Origin of the sequence: Pseudomonas sp. RW409 (assembly GCF_003184125.1) — a bacterium.
In the GTDB taxonomy this organism is placed as follows: domain Bacteria; phylum Pseudomonadota; class Gammaproteobacteria; order Pseudomonadales; family Pseudomonadaceae; genus Aquipseudomonas; species Aquipseudomonas chlororaphis_I.
The window spans coordinates 629262-651487 of sequence record NZ_QHHP01000033.1 but is presented as its reverse complement, the minus strand read 5'-3'; the positions used below and the strand labels follow the sequence as shown (position 1 = coordinate 651487).

At 65.9% G+C, this 22226-nt stretch carries 17 protein-coding genes; 13 read left to right on the top strand and 4 right to left on the bottom strand.

What is annotated here, in order from left to right; translation table 11 throughout:
* Positions 1 to 10: 10 nt before the first annotated feature.
* The gene (locus DK261_RS16145) at positions 11 to 388 is read left to right on the top strand and encodes a response regulator (protein ID WP_009049261.1); all 378 of its coding nucleotides are present in this window, start codon (positions 11 to 13) and stop codon (positions 386 to 388) included.
* 189 nt (positions 389 to 577) lie between these two features.
* Here the strand turns inward: DK261_RS16145 and DK261_RS16140 are convergent, their stop codons facing one another.
* Complete coding sequence (locus tag DK261_RS16140) at positions 578 to 1633, bottom strand: tetratricopeptide repeat protein (RefSeq protein WP_110175983.1); 1056 nt, start codon at positions 1631 to 1633, stop codon at positions 578 to 580.
* 290 nt (positions 1634 to 1923) lie between these two features.
* Here DK261_RS16140 and DK261_RS16135 point away from each other — a divergent pair, with 290 nt between their 5' ends.
* From DK261_RS16135 to DK261_RS16125, 3 genes are read left to right on the top strand one after another with little or no spacing between them, the layout of a single operon-like run.
* The gene (locus tag DK261_RS16135) at positions 1924 to 4071 is read left to right on the top strand and encodes an FUSC family protein (protein WP_041983560.1); all 2148 of its coding nucleotides are present in this window, start codon (positions 1924 to 1926) and stop codon (positions 4069 to 4071) included.
* The gene (locus DK261_RS16130; RefSeq protein WP_007924845.1) at positions 4061 to 4264 is read left to right on the top strand and encodes a DUF1656 domain-containing protein; all 204 of its coding nucleotides are present in this window, start codon (positions 4061 to 4063) and stop codon (positions 4262 to 4264) included. Before DK261_RS16135 ends, DK261_RS16130 begins: the two co-directional genes overlap by 11 nt.
* Entirely contained in the window at positions 4261 to 5208 is a 948-nt protein-coding gene (locus tag DK261_RS16125) for an HlyD family secretion protein (protein WP_009049258.1), read from the top strand. The genes DK261_RS16130 and DK261_RS16125 overlap by 4 nt, the downstream gene beginning before the upstream one ends.
* A gap of 201 nt (positions 5209 to 5409) precedes the next feature.
* On the opposite strand, the gene DK261_RS16120 is transcribed toward DK261_RS16125, so the two are convergent.
* Genes DK261_RS16120 through mexE form a run of 3 tightly spaced genes read right to left on the bottom strand, consistent with a single transcriptional unit; the run spans position 5410 to position 11279 of the window.
* On the bottom strand, positions 5410 to 6831 hold the full coding sequence (locus DK261_RS16120; RefSeq protein WP_110175982.1) for an efflux transporter outer membrane subunit: 1422 nt from the start codon (positions 6829 to 6831) through the stop codon (positions 5410 to 5412).
* Positions 6828 to 10007 carry an efflux RND transporter permease subunit gene (locus tag DK261_RS16115; RefSeq protein WP_110175981.1) on the bottom strand — a complete coding sequence of 1060 codons (3180 nt, stop codon included), beginning with the start codon at positions 10005 to 10007 and terminating at the stop codon, positions 6828 to 6830. Before DK261_RS16115 ends, DK261_RS16120 begins: the two co-directional genes overlap by 4 nt.
* 15 nt (positions 10008 to 10022) lie before the next feature.
* Positions 10023 to 11279 carry a multidrug efflux RND transporter periplasmic adaptor subunit MexE gene (gene mexE, locus DK261_RS16110; protein WP_101282605.1) on the bottom strand — a complete coding sequence of 419 codons (1257 nt, stop codon included), beginning with the start codon at positions 11277 to 11279 and terminating at the stop codon, positions 10023 to 10025.
* A gap of 507 nt (positions 11280 to 11786) precedes the next feature.
* On the opposite strand from mexE, the gene DK261_RS16105 reads away from it, so the two are divergent.
* From DK261_RS16105 to DK261_RS16065, 9 genes are all read left to right on the top strand, one after another.
* On the top strand, positions 11787 to 12749 hold the full coding sequence (locus DK261_RS16105; RefSeq protein ID WP_110175997.1) for an ABC transporter substrate-binding protein: 963 nt from the start codon (positions 11787 to 11789) through the stop codon (positions 12747 to 12749).
* A 16-nt stretch (positions 12750 to 12765) separates the two neighbouring features.
* Positions 12766 to 14085, top strand: a complete 1320-nt coding sequence (locus DK261_RS16100; RefSeq protein WP_016703833.1) for an LLM class flavin-dependent oxidoreductase — start codon at positions 12766 to 12768, stop codon at positions 14083 to 14085.
* Between the two features lie 144 nt (positions 14086 to 14229).
* Positions 14230 to 15546, top strand: coding sequence for an NAD(P)/FAD-dependent oxidoreductase (locus DK261_RS16095; protein WP_110175980.1), 1317 nt, complete (start codon positions 14230 to 14232; stop codon positions 15544 to 15546).
* Entirely contained in the window at positions 15546 to 15956 is a 411-nt protein-coding gene (locus DK261_RS16090) for a RidA family protein (RefSeq protein ID WP_007924833.1), read from the top strand. Before DK261_RS16095 ends, DK261_RS16090 begins: the two co-directional genes overlap by 1 nt.
* A gap of 10 nt (positions 15957 to 15966) precedes the next feature.
* Positions 15967 to 16641, top strand: a complete 675-nt coding sequence (locus DK261_RS16085) for a DUF1028 domain-containing protein (protein ID WP_028682589.1) — start codon at positions 15967 to 15969, stop codon at positions 16639 to 16641.
* Positions 16634 to 17797 (top strand): acetylornithine deacetylase, encoded by a 1164-nt coding sequence (gene argE, locus DK261_RS16080; protein ID WP_110175979.1) that lies wholly within the window; start codon positions 16634 to 16636, stop codon positions 17795 to 17797. Before DK261_RS16085 ends, argE begins: the two co-directional genes overlap by 8 nt.
* Before the next feature lie 26 nt (positions 17798 to 17823).
* Positions 17824 to 19317 carry an aldehyde dehydrogenase gene (locus DK261_RS16075; protein ID WP_110175978.1) on the top strand — a complete coding sequence of 498 codons (1494 nt, stop codon included), beginning with the start codon at positions 17824 to 17826 and terminating at the stop codon, positions 19315 to 19317.
* Between the two features lie 57 nt (positions 19318 to 19374).
* Positions 19375 to 20811, top strand: coding sequence for an APC family permease (locus DK261_RS16070; protein WP_110175977.1), 1437 nt, complete (start codon positions 19375 to 19377; stop codon positions 20809 to 20811).
* Entirely contained in the window at positions 20808 to 22190 is a 1383-nt protein-coding gene (locus DK261_RS16065; RefSeq protein WP_110175976.1) for an aspartate aminotransferase family protein, read from the top strand. Before DK261_RS16070 ends, DK261_RS16065 begins: the two co-directional genes overlap by 4 nt.
* Positions 22191 to 22226 lie beyond the last annotated feature (36 nt).

Genomic DNA, 22226 nt, shown 5'->3' with positions numbered 1-22226 from the left:
AAGGCTTCTCATGAGTGAAGATGCACAAGACGTCGTACTGATCGTCGAAGATGAACCGGTGATTCTGATGTTGCTCGCCGACTACCTGTCGGGCCTGGGCTACCGGGTTTTGCAGGCGGAGAACGGCGAGCAGGCATTCGAGATCCTCGCCAGCAAACCGCACCTGGATGTGATGATCACCGACTACCGGCTGCCGGGCGGGATTACCGGGGTGATGATCGCCGAGCCCGCGGTGAAGCTGCGTCCGGACCTCAAGGTGATTTTCATCAGCGGCTATCCCACCGAGATTCTCGAATCCGGCAGCCCGATCGCCAGAAGCGCGCCGATCCTGGCCAAGCCCTTCGACCTCAACAGCCTGCAAGAGCAGATCCAGCGCCTGCTGGCGTGACACCTCTAAGCCCTGCAGCCCTGTAGCCGCTGCCGAGCCCGCGAGGCTGCGATCGGTTGCGTAGCAACCGCAAGACCGGGCTCCACGATGGATCAGGTAAATCTTGCGCCTGCTACGCAGGCGATCGCAGCCTGCGGCAGCGGCTACAGGGGCGGGTGCGACATTGAAATATCGTCCGGCGGCGCGGGTTTACAGACCTTGCTGCAAGGCCGGATCGTCGGGGTTCTGTTGTTCCAGCTGGGCCAGGAGGATCTGCACGTTCTGCAGCTGGCCGCTTTCCTTCCAGTATTTGATCAGCAGCACCCGCGCCTTGCGGTTGGCGGGTTGGCGCTGGACGATTTCCTCGAGCTGTTTCTGCGCCGCTTCCAGCTCTTCTTCGCTGTGCAGGGTGGTGGCCAGGTCGTAGCGGTAGTCGGCGTTGTTCGGCTCCAGCTCCACGGCGCGGGACAGGCCGAGCAGGGCGAACTCGCTCTGGTCGTGGTGCAGCAGCCACATGCCCAGGGCGTGTTGCAGGTAGGCGGAATCCTGTTGTGCCTGCAGTTGTTTGGCCAGCAGCTTGCGGGCATCTTCGCTGCGGCCCTGGCGGTCCAGCACCTCCAGTTGCAGGATCACCGCTTGCAGGTTGTCCGGTTGCAGGCTCAAGGCGTGCTCCAGCGTCTGCTGGGCCTGGTCCAGGTTGGCGTTGTGCAGGTACAGGCGCGCCAGCTGGTATTGCGCCTCGACGTTCTCCGGCTGGGCCTTGAGCACCTGGGTGTACTCATCGATCACTTGCTGCAGCGGCCCGAAATACAGGCCTTGTTCATCCGGCGACAGGCCGAGCAGGGCGGTGACGGCGGCGAAGCGCACGCTTTGCACTTCGTCGTCCAGCAGCGGGCCGATCAGCAGGCTGCGCTGGCGCGCCGGGACCAGGCCGAGCACTGCCTGAATGGCTGCCTCGCGGACCTCGGGCTCGGTGTGGTGCAGGTCGGCGTCGGCCAGTTTCAGCGCCTGCGGGCTGGGGTAGTTGTGCAGCTCGGCGAGCAGGCGGATGCGCCGGCTGTCCGACAGGTCGGGCCGCCCCAGCTGCTGATACAGCACTCGCGCGGCGCCGGGCTGGCCGTTGCGCGCCTGTTCCAGCGCCTTGCCGTAACCGTGCTTGATCGCATCCGGCACCACCGGCGGCGTGGTGCGCAGGAACAGCCACGCCAGGCCCAGGGCCAGGACGACGAGAAGGCTGATCAACAGGGTGCGGCGGGGCTTGGTCATGCAGGCATCCATGGCAGGGGCGGCTTTACGAAGGCGCAAGCTTCGGTCAGGTTCCCCTCGGAGTCAAACCCGCTTGCGGGTCGATGGGCACGACTCGGGTTTTCGCGCCGGGGCCAGGCCGCAAGAGCAGCGCCGGCTGGCCCAATCACTCTGCTTGACCACGTGGTTGGCGCGAACGATCGACAGTTCGGGAAAAATTGCCTTCCTGCCGGGAAGGCCGGGACGATAAGCTTTCCCGGCCGCAGACTGACTACGCTAGCCGCAGGTGCCCCTTTGCCCAGAACCCACTCATGCAGCCACTGATCAACTACTTCAAGGTCGTCATTCACCCGGGAGGTGCGGTGCTGCGTTTTGCCCTGCGCACCATCGTCGCGGGCCTGCTGACCCTGTACCTGGCGTTCATCTTCGACCTCGACCAGCCCAAGTGGTCGCTGATGGCGGTGATCATCGTCAGCCAGCCCCTGGCGGGCATGGCCCTGGCCCGCAGCTTCGGCCAGGTGATCGGCACCACCCTGGGGGCGGCGGTGGCGGTGCTGATCATGGCGATCTTCCCCCAGGCGCCGCTGCCGTTCCTGGTCACCCTGGGCCTGTGGCTGGCGTTGTGCACCGCCGGCGGCACCCTGTTGCGCTACACCAGTTCCCAGGCGTTCGTGCTCAGCGGCTACACCGCGGTGGTGGTGGCGATGCTGGCGATCCCCGAGCAGGGCAATACCCTGACGCTGGCGATTACCCGGGTCACCGAGACCCTGCTGGCGGTGGCCTGCGTCTGTGTGGTCAGCCTGCTGACGGCGCGCCCGGAGGCCGTGGCCCACGGTTACTTCGCCAAGATCGACCAGGTGCTCAAGCTGCTGGCGACCCACGCCGCGGCGGCGATTCGCACCGACGAAAGCGAGGCCGACTTCCACAAGCGGCAGATGCAGCTGCTGGGCGAGATCAGCGCCCTGGAAGGGTTGCGCCGCCACCTGTATTTCGACGCGCCGCGCCTGCGCAGTGCCGACGGCCTGGTGCAACTGCTGGGCAACCAGCTGGTGCTGCTGACCTCGCGCCTCAGCGTGCTGCGCCACCAGCGCGAACTGCTGCGGGCGCGCTGGGTCGGCGAGCTGCCGGAGGCGATCCAGCAACTGCGCGCCGACGAGTTGGCGTTTCTCGATGAACTGGCGCAGCACGGCCGTGCCTTGCCCGCCGCCTCGCGGCAGCAGTTCGCGCAATTGCAGCAACGCTTCGACGAACAGGCGCGGCGCGCCGAGCGCGAGGCCGACGCCTTGCCCGCCACCTTGCGTTCCCTGGCCTGGGCCCTGCGCTGGGAGCAGGCGCGGATGCTCAAGCAGCTTGAAGACATTCTCGAGTTCAGCGATGCCATCCAGGACGGTCGCCAGGCCAGTTGCCTGTACCGCCAGGGCCGGGCCAATCCCTTGCACCTGGACTGGCCGCTGGCGGCGATGAATGCGCTGCGGGCCTTCACCGCGCTGCTGGTCGCCGGGCTGATCTGGATCGAAACCGCCTGGGACGGCGCGCGCTCGAGCATGGTCCTGGTGGGCATTCTCTGTTCGCTGATGGCGACCTTCCCGCGGCCCTTGGCGGCGGCGCAAAGCTATATGCGCGGCCAGGCCCTGGCGCTGGCGATCTCGGCGGTCTACGTCTTCGCCCTGGTGCCCTTGATTGGCGATTTCGAGTGGCTGGCGCTGTTGCTGGTGCCGCTGCTGTACACGGTCGCGGTGGGCCTGGCCAGCCCGATGACCGCCGGCATCGGCATGGGTCTGGGGCTGTCGAGCCTGCTGATGATCGGCCCGCAGAACATCGGCGCCTGGCAGAACAGCGCCATCCAGTGGTTCGAGTTCGCCGGGGCCTATGTCAGCGGCGGGGTGCTGTCGTTGCTGGTGTACGCCTTTATCTTCCCGTTCAACCCGGTGCTGCGCATTCGCCGCTTGTTCCGCGACACCCGCGAGCAGGTGTACGCCTTGCAGAAAACCACGGCCAGCGACGAGGAGCAGTTTGTCTTCGAGAGCCGCATGGTCGATCGCCTGACCCAGATGCTCGGGCTGTTGCCCGCCGCCGGCGACCGGGCTTCCGCCGAGCGCTTCGAAACCAGCCTGGCCTGCATGACCCTGGGCGTGGCGATGAACCAGCTCAAGCAGCAGAGCCTGGACAACCCCTGGCTGAGCAGCGCGACCAACGCCGACCTGCAGCAGTTGCTGCGGCGGATCGGGCGTTATGTGGCCGGGCGCTCGGCGCTGGAGGTGGATGAGCTGCTGGCGCGGCTGCGGGAGCTGGGCGACTACCTCGACCAGTTGCACACCGACGACCGGCCCCAGGCCCACGAACAGCTGTGGTCGGTGTTCCGCATGCGCGTCTCGCTGCTGATCGTCGGCGCCTTCCTGGAGCGCTACAGCCCCATGCTGCAACCCACGGAAACAGGAGAACCGGCCCTTGCCCATTGATTTCGAATTCGGCGGCGTCTACCTGCCGCCCATCGCCCAGGCCCTGTTGCTGGCCTTGCCGATTTTCCTGCTGCTGGACTGGGGGCTGCGGCGCCTCGGTGTGTTGCGCTTCGTCTGGCACGAAGCGTTGTTCGAAGGGGCGCTGTATGCCTGCGTCTGCGCCACGGTCATTTTGCTGATGGGAAGCCTATGAATCTGAAAAACACCCTGGCCCGCTCGATCACCCTGGTGGCGGTAGTGCTGGCGCTCGTGCTGGGCTGGTTCGCCTGGGAGCATTACACCCGCGCGCCCTGGACTCGCGATGCGCGGGTGCGGGCCGATGTGGTGACCCTGTCGGCGGACGTCGCCGGGCGCATTGTCAGCCTGCAGGTGCAGGACAACCAGCACGTGGACAAGGGCCAACTGCTGCTGGAGATCGACCCGGCGCAATATGCCCTGGCCGTGGAGCATGCCAAGCGTTCGGTGGAAGTGGCGGTCGCCACCCTCGGCCAGTCCGAAGCGGCGATCGCCGCCAGCGCGGCGCAGCTCAAGCAGCGGCAAAGCGAAGAGCGTCGGCGCCGGAGCCTGAAGCAGGGCTTCGCGATTTCCGGCGAGGAGTGGGAGAAGTCCAATACCGATGTGGCGGTGGCCCAGGCCGACCTGTTGCGCGACCAGGCCAATCTCGGCCTGGCCCAGGCCAACGTGCACCTGGCCCAGGCGGCGCTGAAACAGGCCGAGCTGGACCTGCAGCGCACCCGGGTCGAAGCCCCGGTCAGCGGCTACGTGACCAACCTGCAGACCCGCCAGGGCGACTACGCCAGCGCCGGCGCGGCCTTGCTGGCGCTGGTGGACAGCGACTCCTTCTATATCAGCGGTTACTTCGAGGAGACCAAGCTGCCACGGATCGAGGAGGGCAGTGCGGTGCGCATCCAGTTGATGAGCGGCGAGACCTTCGGCGGCCAGGTACAGAGCATCGCCTTCGCCATTACCGACCGCGAGAACTCCCAGGGCAGCCGCCTGCTGGCCAACATCAACCCCAGCTACACCTGGGTCAAGCTGGCGCAGCGGGTGCCGGTGCGGATCGCCATCGACCCTGATTACCCGGGCAAGGACAGGTTGCGCGCCGGGACTACGGCGACGGTGACGGTGCTGGAATAGGCGAGAGGTTGTTGTGGATGAACGATCTTATCGCGGGCAAGCCTCGCTCCTACGGACAGTGGCGTCTGTGGGAGCGAGCGGGCGGCGATCCGACTTGCCCGCGATGCTTTTTGGCAGGCCAAAAAAAGCCCCGTGACCGAATGAGAACACGGGGCAAAAATTTGGTTGGTTGCGGCCAACCAAAGGAGCTCGGTTGAAGCCTTACTTGCTGGCGACCGTCTCAGGCTGCCAGCCGCCACCCAGGGCCTTGTAGATGGCGACGATGCCACGGTACAGGTCGACCTCGGCCTGGGCCTGGGAGTCTTCGGCGGCCAGGCGTTCGCGCTGGGCGTCGAGCAGCACCAGGAAATCGACGGTGCCTTCGCGGTAGCGGATTTGTGCCAGGTCGGCCGCGGCGCGGCTCGACTCGCTCTGGCGAATCAGCGAGATCAGCCGTTGCTGGCGCTTGCCGTAATCGCTGAAAGCGTTTTCCGACTCTTCCAGGGCCAGCAGCACTTGCTGCTCGTAGGTCGCCAGGGCGCCGTCGGCGTCGGCATTGGCACCGCGCAGACGGGCGCGCACGCTCCCCAGGTCGAAGGCGGCCCAGGTGATGCTCGGGCCCAGGGCCCAGGCATTGGCGGCCGAGGAGCCGATCTGCGAACCACGGCCGGCGGTGAAGCCGAGGAAACCACTGAGGCTGACCCGGGGGAACAGGTCAGCCTTGGCCACGCCGATCCGCGCGGTGGCGGCGGCCAACTGGCGTTCGGCGCTGAGGATGTCCGGACGGCGTTGCAGCAGCTCGCCCGGGTCGCCGATCGGCAGGGCCTTGGCAATCGCCGGCAGCTGCGCGGGCGCAAGATCGACGCTGAGCTTGTCCGGACGCTCGCCCAGCAGGGTGGCGATACGGTTGCGCTGGCGCACCTGTTCGGCCTGCAGTTGCGGCACGCTGGCCTCTACCGCAGCCAGGCGCGCATCGGCGCGGACCACGTCGAGCTGATCGCCGACGCCGGCGTCACGCAGGCTTTCGGTGATCTTGCGCGACTCCTGCTGGTTGTTCAGGTTGGCCAGGGCGATCTTCTCCCGCAGCTGGGCGCCGCGCAGTTGGCCGTAGGCATCCACCAGCTCGGCAATCATGGTGACTTGCAGCTGGTAGAGGTCGGCCTCGGCGGCCTGCTGGTCGGCTTCGCTGGCTTCCAGGTTGCGCTGGATGCGGCCGAACAGGTCCAGTTCCCAGGCCATGTCCAGGCCCAGATCGTAGCGTTCGCTGTTGACCCGGCGAGTGGTCTGGCCGGGGATCTGACCCTTGGCCAGGTCGCTGCTGGCGCGGCTGGTGATGGTCGGCATCGCATCGTTGCTGGCGTCGTCGCGAATCGCCCGGGCGGCCCGCAGGCGGGCGAAGGCCACGCGCAACTCACGGTTGCCCTGCAGGGACCGGGTCACCAGTTGGTTGAGCACCGGGTCGTCGAACTGTTGCCACCAGATGCCTTCGAAACGCGCGCGGTCGAAATTCTTCTGGCCCGCGGCGCCATCGGTGGCGGCCGTGATGTTGGCCGCCTCGGTCGTCGGGGTCTGATAGTCCGGGCCGACGGCACAGGCACTCAGGGCCAGTACCAGCAAGCTCGGCAGGAAGACTTTCAGGCTCATTGTTGCGCCTCCAGTTTCAGGGCACGGGTCGCTTTGCGGGCTTCGCTGCGCTCCACATAGTTGCGGATCAGGACGTAGAACACCGGGGTCAGCAGCAGGCCGAAGAAGGTCACCCCGAGCATCCCGGAGAACACCGCGACACCCATGGCATGACGCATTTCCGCACCGGCGCCGCTGGAGAACACCAGGGGCACCACACCCATGATGAAGGCGAACGAGGTCATCAGGATCGGCCGCAGACGCAGGCGGCAGGCTTCCAGCACCGCGGCCAGCGGGTCGAGGCCTTCTTCCTGTTTGTCCTTGGCGAACTCGACGATCAGGATCGCGTTCTTACACGCCAGGCCCACCAGTACGATCAGGCCGATCTGGGTGAAGATGTTGTTGTCGCCACCGGACAGGATCACCCCGGTGATGGCCGACAGCAGGGTCATCGGCACGATCAGGATCACCGCCAGCGGCAGGCTCCAGCTCTCGTATTGCGCCGCCAGTACCAGGAACGCCAGCAGCACGCAGAGCGGGAAGACGAACAGCGCGGTGTTACCGGCAAGGATCTGCTGGTAGGTCAGTTCGGTCCATTCGTAGGTCATGCCGTTGGGCAGTTCTTCCTTGAGCAGTTTCTCGATCGCCGCTTCCGCCTGGCCGGAGCTGTAGCCCGGTGCGGCCGCGCCGTTGATTTCCGCGGTGACGAAGCCGTTGTAGTGCATCACGCGGTCGGGACCGGCGGTGTCACTGACCTTGATGAAGGTCGCCAGCGGGATCATCTCGCCCTTGTTGTTGCGTACTTTCAGCTGGCCGATCTGCTCGGCTTCGAGACGGAACTGCTGTTCGGCCTGGACGTTGACCTGGTAGGTACGGCCAAAACGGTTGAAGTCGTTGGCGTACAGCGAGCCCAGGTAGACCTGCAGGGTGTCGAAGATATCGCTGATGGCCACGCCGTGGGTCTTGGCCTTTTCCCGGTCGATAGCCGCGTCGACCTGAGGCACGTTGACCTGGTAGCTGGTGAACAGCCCGGCCAGTTCCGGCACGCTGCGACTCTTGGCGATGACGTTCTGCACTTCCTTATACAGCTCTTCGTAACCCATGCCGCTGCGGTCCTCGACCTGCAGGCGGAAACCGCCAATGGTCCCCAGGCCCTGTACCGGCGGCGGTGGGAAGATCGCCATGTAGGCTTCCTGGATATCGGCGTACTTGCCGTTCAGGGCGCCGGCGATGGCCCCGGCGGACATGCTCGGGTCCTTGCGCTCGTCGAAGGGCTTGAGGGTCACGAACACGATGCCGTTGTTCGGGCTGTTGGTGAAACCGTTGATCGACAGGCCCGGGAAGGCCACCGCGCTTTCCACGCCCGGTTGCTTCAGGGCGATGTCGGACATGCGCTTGATCACGTCCTCGGTGCGGTCCAGGCTCGCGGCGTCCGGCAGTTGGGCGAAGGCCACCAGGTATTGCTTGTCCTGGGCCGGGACGAAGCCCATCGGCGTGTGGGCGAAGCCGAACCAGGTCAGCACCATCAGGCCCGCGTAGAGGAACAGGGCGATGCCGCTGCCACGAATCACCCGGCGCACGGTGCCGACGTAGCCATGGCTGGCACGGTCGAAGAAGCGGTTGAAGGGTTTGAACAGCCAGCCACCCAGCAGCTTTTCGAGGAGCCGGGAGAAGCGGTCCTTCGGTGCGTGGTGGTCCTTGAGCAGTACCGCGGCCAGGGCCGGCGACAGGGTCAGGGAGTTGAAGGCCGAGATCACCGTGGAGATCGCGATGGTCAGGGCGAACTGCTTGTAGAACTGCCCGGTCAGGCCGCTGATGAAGGCCGCCGGCACGAACACCGCGCAGAGCACCAGGGCGGTGGCGATGATCGGCCCGGTCACTTCGCGCATGGCGCGTTTGGTGGCTTCCACCGGGTTCAGGCCGAGGCCGATATTGCGTTCGACGTTTTCCACCACCACGATGGCGTCGTCCACCACGATACCGATGGCCAGGACGAGCCCGAACAGCGACAGGGCGTTGAGCGAGAAGCCGAACAGGTGCATCACGGCGAAGGTACCGATCAGCGAGACGGGCACCGCCACCAGCGGGATGATCGAGGCGCGCCAGGTCTGCAGGAACAGGATCACCACCAGCACCACCAGGATCAGTGCTTCGAACAGGGTATGCACCACGGCCTCGATGGAACCGCGGACGAAGATGGTCGGGTCGTAGACGATGCTGAAGTCCATGCCTTGCGGGAAGCTCTGCTTCAGCTCGGCCATCTTGGCCCGCACTTCGTTGGAGATCTCGATGGCGTTGGAGCCTGGGCGCTGGAAGATCGGGATCGCCACCGCCGGCTGGTTGTTCAGCAGCGAACGCAGGGCGTACTGGTTGGAGCCCAGCTCGACCCGGGCGATGTCTTTCAGGCGAGTGATCTCGCCGTTGTCGCCTGCGCGAATGATGATGTTCTCGAACTCTTCCTCGGTCACCAGGCGACCCTGGGTGTTGACCGACAGCTGGAAGCTGGTGGCGCTCGGCGCGGGCGGGGCGCCCAGGGTACCGGCGGCGACCTGGCGGTTCTGCTCGCGAATGGCGGTGACCACGTCAGTGGCGGTGAGGTTGCGCGAAGCGGTCTTGTTCGGATCGAGCCAGACCCGCAGCGAGTAGTCGCCCATGCCGAACAGCTGCACGTCACCGACGCCGCCCAGGCGCGCCAGCTCATCCTTGATATTGAGGATGGCGTAGTTGGACAGGTAGAGCATGTCGTAGCGTTTGTCCGGCGAGGTCAAGTGCACGACCATGGTCAGGTCGGGCGATGCCTTGTCCACGGTGATACCGATGCGCGTCACCTCTTCAGGCAGCTTGGGCTCGGTCCGGGTCACGCGGTTCTGCACCTGCACCTGGGCGTTGTCCAGGTCGGTCCCCAGGGCGAAGGTGATGGTCAGGGTGATCTTGCCGTCGGCGGTGGACTGCGAGGACATGTAGAGCATGTTCTCGACGCCGGTGATGGCCTGCTCCAGGGGCGCGGCCACGGTTTCGCCGATGACTTTCGGGTTGGCGCCCGGGAAGTTGGCGCGTACCACCACGGTCGGCGGTACCACTTCCGGGTATTCGCTGATGGGCAGCTGGAACAGCGAGATGGAGCCGGCGATCAGGATCAGCAGCGACAGCACCGCTGCGAAGATCGGCCGTGAAATGAAGAATTGGGAGAAATTCATCTTGAGTCTTTTCCCTTAACCGCGTGGAGTCGCAGCGCTGGCCAGTTTCGCAGCCGCTTCAGGCGCGCCCTTGGCGGGGGCGACTTGAGGCAGGTTGCTGGCTTCCAGGGCTTGTCGTTGTTGCGCCAGGGCGGCGAGGGTTTCCTTGCTGGCCATCGGCACTACTTCAGGGCTGACCGGCGCGCCCGGACGGGCTCGCTGCAGACCCTTGACGATGATGGTGTCGTCCTTGTTCAGGCCGTTGCGCACAATGCGCAGGCCTTCGATCTTCGGCCCCAGCTCGACGGCGCGGTACGCCGGCTTGTTGTCGGCGTCCATCACCAGCACGAACTTCTTGCCCAGGTCGGTCCCCACCGCTTCGTCGTTGATCAGCACGGCGGAGTAGGTGCCGCTGCCCACCAGTTTCAGGCGCGCATAGAGGCCCGGGGTGTAGCTGCCGTCGCTGTTGTCGAACACCGCGCGACCGCGGATGGTGCCGGTCTGCGGGTTGACCTGGTTGTCGACGAAGTTCATCTGGCCCAGGTGCGGGTGGCCATCCTCATTGGACAGGCCGAGATAGACCGGGGTGGTCTGGCCGCGCTGGCCCTGGCGGGCGAGCTGGGTGTACTTGAGGTACACACGCTCGTCGGCGTCGAAGTAGGCGTAGACCTTGTCGGTGGAGACCACGCTGGTCAGCGGGGTGACGTCGGCGGTCACCAGGTTGCCGGCGGTGATTTCCGCGCGGCTGACGCGACCGCTGATGGGCGCGGTGACCCGGGTGAAGCTCAGGTTGAGCTTGGCCACGTCCAGTTGCGCCTGGATCGCGTCGACCCCGGCGCGGGCTTCCTGGGCGGCGCTGGTGCGGGTGTCGGCCAGTTCGGCGGAAATCGCGTTGCTGGTCAGCAGGCGCTGGCCGCGCTGGGCTTCATTGGCACTGCGGGTGGCGGTGGCGCGGGCTTGTTGCAGCTGGGCTTCCAGGCGGCGTACTTCGGCCTGGAACGGCCGTGGGTCGATCTGGAACAGCAGGTCGCCTTTCTTCACCAGGGCGCCTTCGGTGAAGGCCACCTGGTCGATCTGGCCGGAAACCCGTGGGCGGATCTGGACGGTTTCAGGCGCCTCGAGGCGCCCGGTGAACTCGTCCCATTCGTTGACCGGTTGCTCCAGCACCTTGGCCACGCTGACTTTGGCGGCGGGCATGTTGGCGGCCGTCTCCGGTGCCTTGCCACAGGCGCTCATCACCAGCACAGCCAATAATGCGAGAGGGAAGCGTAAGTGTTTGAGTGACTGTTCCATGGATCATCCGCCAATGTATTTGAGATGGGCGGATGATGCTCGGCAGGGGTTGTATCGCACGAATCGAATGAGCCGAAGGTAACTATCATTCGGAATGATATAAGCGCGATGAAAGCTCTCTAGCATGCACCTTTAGTTAGGGTGCTATCAATTCCTTAAATGGAATTTCATTGTTTCCCGGATTGTAAGGGTGGGAAGAGGGGAGGAGTCCCATCGCGAGCCATCGAGCATCGACCCACAGCTTTCTGTACCGGACTTATAAAAGCATCCCTTACGCCTGCTGTAGCGAGCCTGCTCGCGGTGCGCCCGGGTTACCGGGGCGAGGACTTGGGCGTGCGTGTTACGACAGGGCTGTCTTTAAATGCAAATTTTGCATATTAAGTTATTCCTAAAATGACTTTTACAGCGCTCCTTGGTGTCGTTAGCTTATAGGCTGTGGTTTTTAAGGTTTCTCCTTATATAACCAAATAAATGACAGCCCCGACTTTCGACTTCCTGGAGATTGCCTTGCGTACATTTCTGCAACTGGCCGCCGCCGCGCTGGCCGCGTCCATCAGCCTCGGTGCCTCGGCGCTCACCCTCACCGTCGGCGACCAAAGCTACAACACCCGCGCGGTGATGGATGCCGCCGGCGTGCTCGACAACCTGCCATACACCCTGGAATGGAAGCAGTTCACCGCCGGCTCGCCGGTGGCCGAAGCGCTGAACTCCGGCAGCCTCGACCTCGGGCTGTTGGGGGATGCGCCACCGCTGTTCCTCGGTGCCCTGGGGGCGCCGATCAAGGTGATCGCGGTCACCCGGCAGAATCTTTCCGGGGTGGCCATCGTGGTCAACCAGGATTCGCCGATCAAGACCGTCGCCGACATCCGTGGCAAACGCGTGGCGATCTGGAAGGGCTCCTGGAGCCAGCAACTGCTGTTCAGCGCGCTGGACCAGGCTGGCGTGCCCCGTGACGCGGTGGACATCCGCTACCTCAGTGCCCTCGATGCCTTCCATGCGCTGGAAGGCGGCTCGGTGGATGTGATCGCCACCTGGGAACCCTACGTGACGCAACAGGAGCGGCGCGGCGGCCGGGTGATCGCCACGGCGCAAGGGTTGATCCCGGCGCAGAGCTTCGTGGTCGGCAACAACCGTTCCCTGGAAGAAAAACGCGCGGCCATCGGCGACTTCCTGCAACGGCTGAAAAAAGCCCGGGCTTGGAGCGTCAACGATCCTGCCCACAGCGAGGCCTATGCCGATGCCTGGGCCGAGCGCACCCGCGCCGACCGGGAGATCGCCCGTGCCTGGTTCCGTCGGGCGCAAACCGACGTGGGGCCGATCAGCCCGCAGAACATCGCCGACGCGCAGAAGACCGTGGATTTCTTCAGTGGCATCGGCCTGATCAAGTCCTACCCGGCCGCCAGCCTGTTCGACACCTCCTTTAATGCCGCCTTGCAGAATCCTGCTGTGACGGTTCAGGCCGCGCCGTAACCATCAAGGACCTTCCATGAGCACACGACAACTGAAACTGGGCGCCCTGACCATGGGCGTCGGTGGCCCCGGGCGGCACAACCTGTGGCTGGACCCCGAATTGCCGGCCGACGCCAGCGTCAATATCGACTGGTACATCGACATTGCGCGCCAGGCCGAGGCGGCCTTGTTCGACCTGATCTTCATCGTCGACAGCCAGTTCATCACCCCGGGTTCGCCGCCCCATTACCTGAACCGCCTGGAGCCACTGACGCTGCTCTCGGCGCTGGCGGTGAGCACGCGGCATATCGGCCTGGTGGGCACGCTCACCACCTCCTATAACGAGCCGTTCAACGTCGCCCGCCGCCTGGCGTCGCTGGACCTGATCAGCAAGGGCCGCGCCGGCTGGAACGTGGTCACCAGCGGCGACGCCGGCACCGCCGGCAACTACGGGCGCGACGAGCACTACGACTACGACACCCGCTATGGCCGGGCCCGGGAGCATGTGCAGGTGGTGCAGGGCTTGTGGCAGTCCTGGGAGGACGACGCCTTTGTCCGGGATCGCGCCAGCGGGCGTTATTTCGACCCGGCCAAGCTGCACGCGCTGAACCACAAGGGCGAGCATTTCTCCGTGGTCGGGCCGCTCAACCTGCAACGCTCGCCGCAAGGCCAGCCGGTGATCTTCCAGGCGGGGGACTCCGAACAAGGCCGCGAGCTGGGCGCGGCGATTGCGGACGTGGTCTTCACCCATGCGCCGAGCATGGAGCAGGGGCAGGCGTTCTACCGGGAAATCAAGGAGCGCGCGCTGCGCCAGGGCCGCGATCCGGAACAGGTGCTGGTGCTGCCGGGGGCCGAGGTGTTCGTCGGCGACAGCGATGAGCAGGCGCGGGAACTCGAACGCCATTACCACGCGGCCGATCACAGTTTCGAGCAGGCCCTGCTGGAGTTCGGCCGTTCCTTTGGCTGGCATGACTTCAGCCAGTACGAGCTGGACGCGCCTTTCCCGGCGCAGGCCCTGGAGTTCGCCCGCAGCAGCTTTTTCACGCTGGCCAAGCGCATCACCGAGCGCGCGGTCAGCGAAGGACTCAGCCTGCGCCAGGCGGTGCAAGCCTCCCGACAGCTGCGCCCCGGCGCCTTTGTCGGCAGCGCCGAAACCGTCGCGGCGAAGATGAGTGAATGGTTCGAGGCGCGGGCCGTGGACGGTTTCAACCTCTACATCGGCCACCCGGGGCAGTTTCGCCGGTTCACCGAGGAGGTGGTGCCGTTGCTCCAGGAGCGCGGGGTGTATCGCCGCGAATACCCGGGCAGCACCTTGCGCGAAAACCTCGGGCTGAGGATTCCGCGCAATCTGCGCTGATGCACCGAAACCCCAGATAGCCAGAGAGTTTTTTACTCTCTAGCAACCACAAAAATCATAATTTCGGCATTTCCCGCCTTCTCCCAGAATGCGTCCTACACCTCCCACGGCTGCCTACGTGGGATCACTCAGTAGGGCGCAGACATGACAACCCATAAAACAACAATCGATACGCTTGTAGTGGGCGCCGGCCAAGCCGGCGTGGCCATGAGCGAACACCTGAGCCGCCTGGGCGTGCCGCACCTGGTGCTGGAACGCAACCGTATCGCCGAAGCCTGGCGCACCGGGCGCTGGGATTCGCTGGTGGCCAACGGCCCGGCCTGGCACGACCGCTTTCCCGGCCTGGAGTTCGAAGGCCTGGACCCCGATGCCTTTGCCGGCAAGGACCAGGTGGCCGACTACTTCGAAACCTACGCCCGCAAGTTCAATGCGCCGATCCGCACCGGCGTCGAAGTCAGGAAGGTGGTGCGTAACGCTAACCGCCCGGGCTTCACCGTGGACACCAGCGACGGGGTGATCGAAGCCCGCCAGGTGGTGGTGGCCACCGGTCCGTTCCAGTGCCCGGTGATCCCGCCGATCGCCCCGCAAGATCAGCGCGTACTACAGATGCATTCGGCCGCTTACCGCAATCCGCAACAGCTGCCCGAAGGCGCGGTGCTGGTGGTGGGCGCGGGCTCCTCGGGGGTGCAGATCGCCGATGAACTGCAACGCGCCGGCAAGCAGGTCTACCTTTCGGTCGGGGCCCATGACCGCCCGCCGCGGGCCTACCGCAACCGTGACTTCTGCTGGTGGCTGGGGGTGCTGGGCGAGTGGGATGCCGAGACCATGCAGCCGGGCAAGGAGCACGTGACCATCGCTGTCAGCGGCGCCCGTGGCGGGCACACCGTGGACTTCCGCCGGCTGGCCCACCAGGGCATGACCCTGGTCGGCCTGACCAAGGCTTTCGAGAACGGCGTGGCCCGCTTCGAGGCCAACCTGGCCGAGAACATTGCCCGCGGCGACGAAAACTACCTGGCGCTGCTCGACGCCGCCGACGCCTACATCGCTCGTAACGGCCTGGACCTGCCGCAAGAACCCGAAGCGCGGGTGATGCTGCCGGACCCGCCGTGCCTGACCCAGCCGCTCCTCGAACTCGACCTGGCCAAGGCCGGCGTCGGCACCATCATCTGGGCCACCGGTTATTCGGTGGACTACAGCTGGCTGCAGGTCGATGCCTTCAAGGACAACGGCAAGCCCCGCCATCAGCGCGGCGTGTCCAGCGAGCCCGGGGTCTATTTCGTCGGCCTGCCGTGGCTGTCGCGCCGTGGCTCGGCGTTTATCTGGGGCGTGTGGCACGACGCCCGGCACATCGCCGAGCACATCGTCAAACAGCGCCTCTACTTCGATTACCGCGACGCCGCGCAGCGTCAAGCCGAGCGCGAATCCTCCATTGAATCCACCAGCCTCATGGGAGCCCGCTGATGCCTACGCATACCCGCATCCGCATGTTCAACACCAAAGACACCTACCCGAACCAGAGCCTGGACAACGACCTGTGCCAGGCCGTACGCGCCGGCAACACCGTGTATGTGCGCGGCCAGGTCGGCACTGATTTCAATGGCCAACTGGTCGGCCTCGGCGATCCGCGGGCCCAGGCCGAACAGGCCATGCGCAACGTCAAGCAACTGCTGGAAGAGGCCGGCAGCGACCTCAGCCATATCGTCAAGACCACCACCTACCTGATCGACCCGCGTTACCGCGAGCCGGTCTACCAGGAGGTCGGCAAGTGGCTCAAGGGCGTGTTCCCGATCTCCACCGGGCTGGTGGTCAGCGCCCTGGGCCAGCCGCAGTGGCTGATGGAAATCGACGTGATCGCGGTCATCCCCGAATAAGGAGTTCGCCATGACTTTCTCCATCGTCGGCCGCTGCGCCGAAACCGGCCAGCTGGGCATTGCCATCAGCTCGTCGAGCATCGCCGTCGGCGCCCGTTGCCCCTGGCTGCGCAGCGGGGTGGGCGCGGTGTCGAGCCAGAACATCACTTTGCCGGCCCTCGGCCCGCAGGTGCTCGACGGCCTGGGCGAAGGCCTGGCGCCCGCGCAGGCCCTGGACCAGGCATTGACCCGCAACGGCTACAGCCAGTACCGCCAGGTGGCGGTGGTGGATGCCCAGGGGCGCACGGCGCTGTTCAGCGGCAACCACGCGCTGGGCATTAACCATGCCGTGGCCGGTGAGCAGTGCGTAGCGGCCGGCAACCTGCTGGCCAACAGCGCAGTGATCGAGCGCATGGTCGAGGCCTTCGAAAGCAGCGAAGGCTGCCTGGCGGCGCGGCTGCTCAGCGCGCTGCAGGCCGGGCAGGACGCCGGGGGCGAGGCGGGCGCGGTGCATTCGGCGGCGCTGTCGGTGGTCGGCGAGCTGGTCTGGCCGATCGTCGACCTGCGGGTGGACTGGGCCGAGGCCAACCCCATCGGCGAGTTGCAGAAACTCTGGAGCGCCTACGAGCCGCAGTTGCAGGACTACCTGACCCGCGCCCTCAACCCGACCCTGGCGCCGAGCTACGGAGTGCCGGGCGATGAGTGAGCTGCGCAGCCGCGCCTTGTTGGCCAGGCTGGTGGGCTTTGCCACGGTCAGCCGCGATTCGAACCTGGCCCTGATCGAGTTCGTGCGCGACTACCTGCACGACCTGGGGGTGAGCTGCGAGCTGATCTACAACGCCGAGCGGACCAAGGCCAACCTGTTGGCCAACATTGGCCCGGCGGTGGAGGGCGGCGTGGTGCTGTCGGGCCACACCGATGTGGTGCCGGTGGACGGCCAGTCCTGGACGTTCGAACCCTTCAGCCTGACCGAGCGCGACGGCAAGCTCTACGGGCGCGGCACCGCCGACATGAAAGGCTACCTGGCCTCGGTGCTGGCCGCAGTGCCGCTGTTTCTCGCAAGCCCGCTGCGCCGGCCGGTGCACCTGGCGTTCTCCTATGACGAGGAGGTCGGCTGCCTCGGTGTGCGCAGCCTGCTGGAGCTGTTGCCACAGCGCATTCCCCAACCGGCGCTGTGCCTGATCGGCGAGCCCACTGAGCTCAAGCCTGTGCTCGGCCACAAGGGCAAGCTGGCCATGCGTTGCCATGTGCACGGCGCGCCGTGCCACTCGGCCTATGCGCCTTACGGGGTCAACGCCATCGAGCAGGCGGCGCGGCTGATCGGCCGGCTGGGGGAGATCGGCCAGCGCCTGGCGGCCCCTGAGCATCACGACGCCCGCTTCGACCCGGCGTTCTCCACCGTGCAGGTCGGGGTGATCCAGGGTGGCACGGCGCTGAATATCGTCCCGGCCGATTGCCGCTTCGACTTCGAGGTGCGTGCCTTGCCGGCCTTCGAGCCCCAGGCGGTGGTGGACGAACTGCAAGGCTATGCCGAACAGGCGCTGTTGCCGGCGATGCAGGCAATCAAGGCCGACACGGCGATCCGCTTCGAAGCGATCTCGGCCTATCCGGGGTTGGCGACTGCCCCTGAAAGCGCCGCCGCGCAACTGGTGGCGCAACTCTGTGGCAGCGCGGCCTTCAGCACCGTGGCCTTTGGCACCGAAGGCGGGCTGTTCCATCAGGCCGGGATTGCGGCGGTGGTCTGCGGCCCCGGCAGCATGGACCAGGGCCACAAGCCGGACGAATTCGTCAGCGTCGAGCAGATGGCGGCCTGCGACCGGCTGATGGAGCGCCTGGCCGAATACCTCTGCAACCCTTCATGACAACTCATAAGAACAAGGAATCCGCGGTGAAAGATTTCAACGAGTGGACAGCCCTGGCGCAACGCCAACGCCTGATCGACAGCGCCTTTATCGACGGCGAGGCGTGCCAGGCCGAGAGCGGCGCGCGCTTCGCTGTGGTCAACCCGGCCACCGAGAAACTCCTGGCCCAGGTGGCCGCCTGCGGTGAGGTCGAGGTCGACCGGGCGGTGCGCAGCGCCCGTCGTGCGTTCGAGCAGGGCCCCTGGGCCAGGATGGCGCCGGGCGAGCGCAAGGCGATCCTGCTGCGCCTGTCGCGGCTGATGCTGGAGCACCGCGACGAACTGGCCTTGCTCGATTCCCTGAGCATGGGCAAGCCGGTGATGGATGCCTGGAACATCGACGTGCCGGGCGCCGCCCAGGTGTTCGCCTGGTACGGCGAAAGCCTCGACAAGCTCTACGATCAGGTGGCGCCGAGCGCCAGCAATGTCCTGGCGACCATTACCCGGGTGCCGCTGGGGGTGATCGGCGCGGTGGTGCCGTGGAACTTCCCGCTGGACATGGCCGCCTGGAAGCTGGCCCCGGCCCTGGCCGCCGGCAACAGCGTGGTGCTCAAGCCGGCCGAGCAGTCGCCGTTCTCGGCCCTGCGCCTGGCCGAGCTGGCCATCGAAGCCGGCATTCCCAAAGGCGTGCTCAACGTGGTGCCGGGCCTGGGCGAGGAGGCCGGTCGTGCCCTCGGCCTGCACATGGATGTGGATGTCCTGGTGTTCACCGGCTCCACCGAGGTGGGCAAGTACTTCATGCAGTACGCCGCGCAATCGAACCTCAAGCAGGTCTGGCTGGAGTGCGGTGGCAAGAGCCCGAACCTGGTGTTCGCCGATTGCCAGGACCTGGACCTGGCGGCCGAGAAAGCCGCATTCGGCATCTTCTTCAACCAGGGCGAAGTCTGCTCGGCCAACTCGCGCCTGCTGGTGCAGCGCTCGATCGCCGACGGGTTCATCGAGCGCCTGGTGGCCAAGGCGCGCCAGTGGCAGCCGGGCAATCCGCTTAACCCGGCGAGCCGGGCCGGGGCCATCGTCGATGCGCGGCAGACGCAGCGCATCAAACGCTACATCGAACAGGCACAGGCCGAGGGCGCGCAACTGGTGTGCGGCGGTCGGCAACTGAGCTTCGATGGCTCGAGCAACTTCATCGAGCCGACCATCTTCACGGGCGTGACCGCCGACATGACCCTGGCCCGCGAAGAAGTGTTCGGCCCGGTGCTGGCGGTCACGTTGTTCGACGACGAAGACCAGGCGGTGGCCCTGGCCAACGAGCACATCTATGGCCTGGCCGCGTCGCTGTGGACCGACGACCTGAACCGCGCGCACCGGGTGGCACGGCGGCTGAATGCCGGGACGGTGTCGGTGAATACCGTCGACGCGCTGGATGTGAGCGTGCCCTTTGGCGGCGGCAAGCAGTCGGGCTTTGGCCGCGACCTGTCGCTGCATTCGTTCGACAAGTACACCCAGCTGAAAACCACCTGGATTCAACTGCGGGGCTGAGGGCCCCGAGCGCAGCACCGATCTTCCAAAAAATAGAACAACAAGACGGAGCAACCGATGAACAGCAATGCAAGCGTGCAAACCGGCGCCCTGGCGCCGCCCGCGAGTCGCAAGAAACTCGGCCTTACCGCGCTGTTGGCGGTGGCCATCGGCCTGGTGGTCTCACAAGGCGTGATGGTGCTGATGCTGCAAGGCGTCGGCATCGCCGGCCTGGGCTTTATCGTGCCCCTGGGCCTGGCCTACCTGCTGGCCCTGAGCTACGCCTGTTCGTTCTCCGAGCTGGCGCTGATGATCCCCCGCGCCGGCAGCCTGAGCACCTACACCGAAGTCGCCATCGGCCAGTTCCCGGCGATCCTGGCGACCTTTTCCGGTTACGTGGTGGTGGCGATGTTCGCCCTGTCGGCCGAGCTGTTGCTGATGGAATTCATCATCGACAAGGTCTACCCGCACTCCATGCCGCCGCTTACCGTGGCCCTGGCGGTACTGGCGCTGTTCACCGTGCTCAACCTGTTCAACATCGACATCTTCGCCCGCCTGCAGACGGTGCTGGCGGTGGTGATGACCGTGGTGTTGCTGGTGATGGGCCTGAGCGCGATGAACAGCGACATAGTCGCGCCCAACCCGACGCTGTTCGACAGCGCCCACTGGAACCCCATGGGCCTGGGGGTGATCGCCCTGACGGCGATGGCGGTCTGGGGTTTCGTCGGCGCCGAGTTCGTCTGCCCGCTGGTGGAAGAAACCCGGCGCCCCGAGCGCAACATCCCGGGCTCGATGATGCTCGGCCTGACCATCATCTTCGTGATCATCAGCCTGTACGCCCTGGGCGCCTTGCTCACCGTGCCCCAGGCGGAACTGGCCAGCAACGGCCTGCCGCATTACCTGTTCGCCACCACGGTGTTCGGCGAGGCGGGCAAGGTGTTCCTGGTGACCGCCGCGATCACCGCCACTTGCAGCACCCTCAACAGTTCGCTGGCGGCGATCCCGCGCATGCTGTTCGGCATGGCCCGCAACGGCCAGGCCTTCGGCGTGTTCAAGCGCCAGGGCAAACGCACCGGCGCGCCCTGGGTGGCGGTGCTGTTCATTGCCGCGGTCACCGGCCTGCCGTTGCTGCTGATGCACGACCATGCCGACGCGATCAACCAACTGCTGCTCTCGGCGGCCCTGGCCTGGCTGCTGGCCTACATCATCACCCACGTCAACGTCATCGCCCTGCGCCGGCGCTACCCGCAGGTGGCGCGGCCGTTCCGCACGCCGTTCTACCCCTTGCCGCAGCTGTTCGGCATCGCCGGCATGCTGTTTGCGATCTGCAACGTGTCGCCCAGCCCGGAGATGACCTTTTCGATTTTTGCCTACGCAGGCCTGGTGCTGCTGATCGTCTCGATCATCGCCGTGCTGTGGATCAAGGGCGTGATGGGCAAGCCACTGTTCAAGCCGGAGCCGCTGGCCAGCGTGCTCGGCACCCTCGATAAAAACCCGCAAGGAGACTCGCAATGACCGTTCAAGTGAAACCCGTGCGCAGCACCGGCGACTACCAGGCCGCGGATGCCGCGCACCACATTCATGCGTTCCTCGACCAGAAGGCGCTGAACGCCGAAGGGCCGCGGGTGATCGTGCGCGGTGAGGGCCTGGCGCTCTGGGACAACGACGGCAAGCGCTACCTGGACGGCATGTCGGGCCTGTGGTGCACCAACCTCGGCTACGGCCGCAAGGACCTGGCCGCCGCTGCCAGCCAGCAACTCGAGCAACTGCCGTACTACAACATGTTCTTCCACACCACCCACCCGGCGGTGGTCGAGCTGTCGGAACTGCTGTTCAGCCTGCTGCCTGCGCACTACAGCCACGCGATCTACACCAACTCCGGCTCCGAGGCCAACGAGGTGCTGATCCGCACCGTGCGCCGCTACTGGCAGATCCTCGGCAAGCCGCAGAAGAAGATCATGATCGGCCGCTGGAACGGCTACCACGGCTCGACCCTCGGCGCCACGGCGCTGGGCGGGATGAAGTTCATGCACGACATGGGCGGGGTGATCCCGGACGTGGCGCACATCGACGAGCCGTACTGGTTCGCCCACGAAGGCGACCTGACCCCGGTCGAGTTCGGCCTGCGTGCCGCGCGGCAGCTGGAAGAGAAGATCCTCGAACTGGGCGCCGAGAATGTCGCGGCCTTCGTCGCCGAACCCTTCCAGGGCGCCGGCGGCATGATCTTCCCGCCAGAAAGCTACTGGCCGGAGATCCAGCGCATCTGCCGCCAGTACGATGTGCTGCTGTGCGCCGATGAAGTGATCGGCGGTTTCGGCCGCACCGGCGAGTGGTTCGCCCACCAGCACTTCGGTTTCGAGCCCGACACCCTGTCGATCGCCAAGGGCCTGACCAGCGGCTACATCCCCATGGGCGGGCTGATCCTCTCCAGGCGCATGGCCGAGGTGCTGGTGGAGCAGGGCGGGGTGTTCGCCCACGGCCTGACCTATTCCGGCCACCCGGTGGCGGCGGCGGTGGCCATCGCCAACCTCAAGGCCCTGCGCGACGAAGGCATTGTCAGCCGGGTCAAGCAGGACACCGGGCCTTACCTGCAGCGCTGCCTGCGCGAAGTCTTCGACAACCATCCGTTGATTGGCGAGGTGCAGGGCGCCGGGCTGGTGGCGGCCTTGCAGTTCGCCGAAGACAAGGCCAGCCGCAAGCGTTTCACCAACGAGAACGACATGGCCTGGCGTTGCCGCACCATCGGCTTCGAAGAGGGCCTGATCATCCGCTCGACCCTGGGCCGGATGATCATGGCCCCGGCCCTGGTGGCCAGCCACGCCGACATCGATGAACTGGTCGACAAGACCCGTACCGCCGTAGACAGGACCGCCCGCGAATACGGTCGTCTGTAGGCCCAAAAGCGGCCGGCGCGCGCGGGCGCGTCGGCC